The sequence below is a fragment of the Paraburkholderia sediminicola genome (assembly GCF_046026895.1).
GTDB classification, from domain to species: Bacteria; Pseudomonadota; Gammaproteobacteria; order Burkholderiales; family Burkholderiaceae; genus Paraburkholderia; species Paraburkholderia sediminicola_C.
Genome location: NZ_JAQQEU010000191.1, coordinates 1 through 2,567 on the forward strand (window position 1 = coordinate 1; position 2,567 = coordinate 2,567).

1 protein-coding gene and 1 pseudogene are annotated in these 2,567 nt (G+C 58.3%); one reads left to right on the forward strand and one right to left on the reverse strand.

The features are described 5' to 3' along the window. Window positions 1-311: 311 nt before the first annotated feature. Window positions 312-2,229 (forward strand): annotated as a pseudogene (locus PQR02_RS40105) (NHL repeat-containing protein). Window positions 2,230-2,348: 119 nt separating this feature from the next. Here PQR02_RS40105 and PQR02_RS40110 read toward each other — a convergent pair. Beyond that, window positions 2,349-2,567 (reverse strand): hypothetical protein (locus PQR02_RS40110; protein WP_408243338.1); only part of this gene is annotated, 219 nt, incomplete at its 5' end.

Here is a 2,567-nt window from a genome sequence, read left to right on the forward strand (position 1 = left end):
CCTTTTAACCGAACGCATCAGTTCTTCGACGTCAGCCGTGTGCTTCTCCAGCAGATCGAACAACTCCTTTGCGCCCTTTCCGGAAAATCTCCTTATAACAGTTTGCATGATTGCATCCTCCTGTTTGATGGACCGGCGAGACGAGCATGCCGCACGAACAATGTGTGCGGCGTGTAACTGCGCTTTCCGACAGCGTGTAGTGCGTGGAAGTGATTGAGAAGGCCGCGCTCCTGATTTCCGCGACCCATATCAAGTGTAGTCACTGTGCCTTCGTAGTAAACCTGGGGAAGCGGTGCAAAATCCCCGGTGCGATCATGAAACGAATCTATGCCACGTTCCTCGCCGCACTGCTGACCGCTACGCTTGCGCCGGAGTGCCAGGGCACAGTACACCACCGACTTGGTGGCGAACACATTTGTGACCAACGCTACCCGCGTGGGTAGCGTCGCGCGCTCCACGTGGATAGCGCCCGAGGGTGTCATCTACACGGCTTCCATGTGGGACGAAAACGAAGGGGGTGTGGCGAAATACCAGAACGGCCAAAGCCTGGGATCCATAGGAGGTCACGGCGAGTTTCAGGGCAGCGCCATTACGGGTAATGCAACTTCGATCTTCGCGGCTCTGCAATTTAATACCACTTACGGCAGCGGCACGGTGGGGCGGTACAACCGAACCACTCAAACTCGCGACTTTCTCATCTCGGTCAGCGCGACAACGACTGAGCAGCGGGCCGATGTAATCACGGGCCTCGCGACGTCGGGCTCGCTCCTTTATGCGAGTGGCTTTCCTGGAAATCGCGTCCGCGTCTACACCACCGATGGCGTCTGGCGACAGGATATTGCCGTCTCAGGGCCTGGCGCGCTCGCGGGGGACAACGCAGGCAACATCTGGGTTGCACAGAAGAGCGCGGGCGCGATCCTCGAATTCAATCCGGCCGGGGTACTGGTGAACACCATCCAGATGTCCGTCGCCTCGCGACCGTCCTCGCTGTATTTCGATTCGTCAACCGGGTGTCTCATGATCGGCGACGAGGGCCCCGACATGAACATCAAGATCTATAACATCTTGGGCATTCCATTTCTGGTCAGTACATTTGGCATTCAGCGGGGATATCTCGATACGACAACGGGAATCAAAGGTCAGGTCGGCGACAGGCGTTTTACCCGTGTCACCGGCATGGGCAAAGACGCCGCCGGCAACCTGTACGTGCTCAACAACCCATGGGGCGGAAGCTGGGACCTCGGCCGCGACGGCGGCACGGACATTCACTCCTACAACATTTTTGGCCGCCTGCAATGGAAGCTTCAGTCTCTCAACTTCGAGGGGGTCGCCGCTCCGGACCCGAGTACTGACGGTACGTACTTTTATGGAGGTACCAACATCTACACCGGCACCGCTGGGAGAAGTTTCGTAGCGAACACTGTCGATCCGATCGACTATCCTTTCGATCCACGCATCAACATCAACGATCGCTCACGGGATGAGCATTTCGGTCAACTTGCCACCGTCGGCGCCAACCGGATCCTCGTGGCGTCCGGCCAGAATCCCGATACTTTCTACTTCTTCCACTTCAATGCTGCGAATGGCTACATCGCAATACCGGACGCCACGCTTCCAGGTACGGCGTTCAATACGACAGCACCGGTCAGGGACGGATTCTGCCTCGACAGCAAAGGGGACGTCTGGGCCGGTTTGGACAAGACGAATGCCATCTGGCACTATCCGCTGACCGGCTTCGATGCCAACGGTCAGCCGAGTTGGGGAGCAGGAATTGCAACGCCCATTCCGGGCACGATCACGCCGTTGACGCGGGTCATCTACCTGCCTGAAAGTGACACGATGATCCTGGCACAGGGAGTTGTCGGGAGCACGGACTGGACGTCGATCGGAACGCGGATCGAGGTGTATCACGGCTGGCTCGCAGGCAACACGACCGTTCCCAATCCGGTGATCAACCTCACCAGCGCCAATCCCAAGTCAATCACGGCGGCCGGCAACTATCTCTTCGTCGGATACGTACACACCCTGCCCAACATCGATGCCTTCAATCTGACCACAGGCAGCCTGGACACCACGTTGATCAACAGCAACCCCAACACCGTGTACGTCGGCAACGACGTGGACTCGATGTATGGACTTCGCGCGTATCGGCGTTCTACCGGCGAATGTGAAGTAACGAAGGACAACTACAACGGGACCAGCCTCATCATTTATCGCTGGACGCCCTGATCAACAGTGCTCGCCGCGGCTACGCCCCGGCGAGCCCCTCACGCCATGTCGAATTATTGAAGTTGTTTCTTTCCACAGGCAGCGTTCGACCGGAAAATCCGGCCCGGCCTTCCGGACCGCTAGCCGCTTACCAACGGATGATTGTTGACGATCCATGTCGTACTCTCCAACGTCCGGTCATGGCCGCACAGGGTCTCCCACACCCCGGCCACGGCGATGGCCTCGGCACGGCATGCAAAGAGGTAAGTCGGTAGAGTCGAGATGTGGCGCGGTGGCAGTAGGTTCGGTTTGTCTGTTGCCGCCCCTTTCGTCTGGCGGTGCCCGAGTAACCTCGCCCT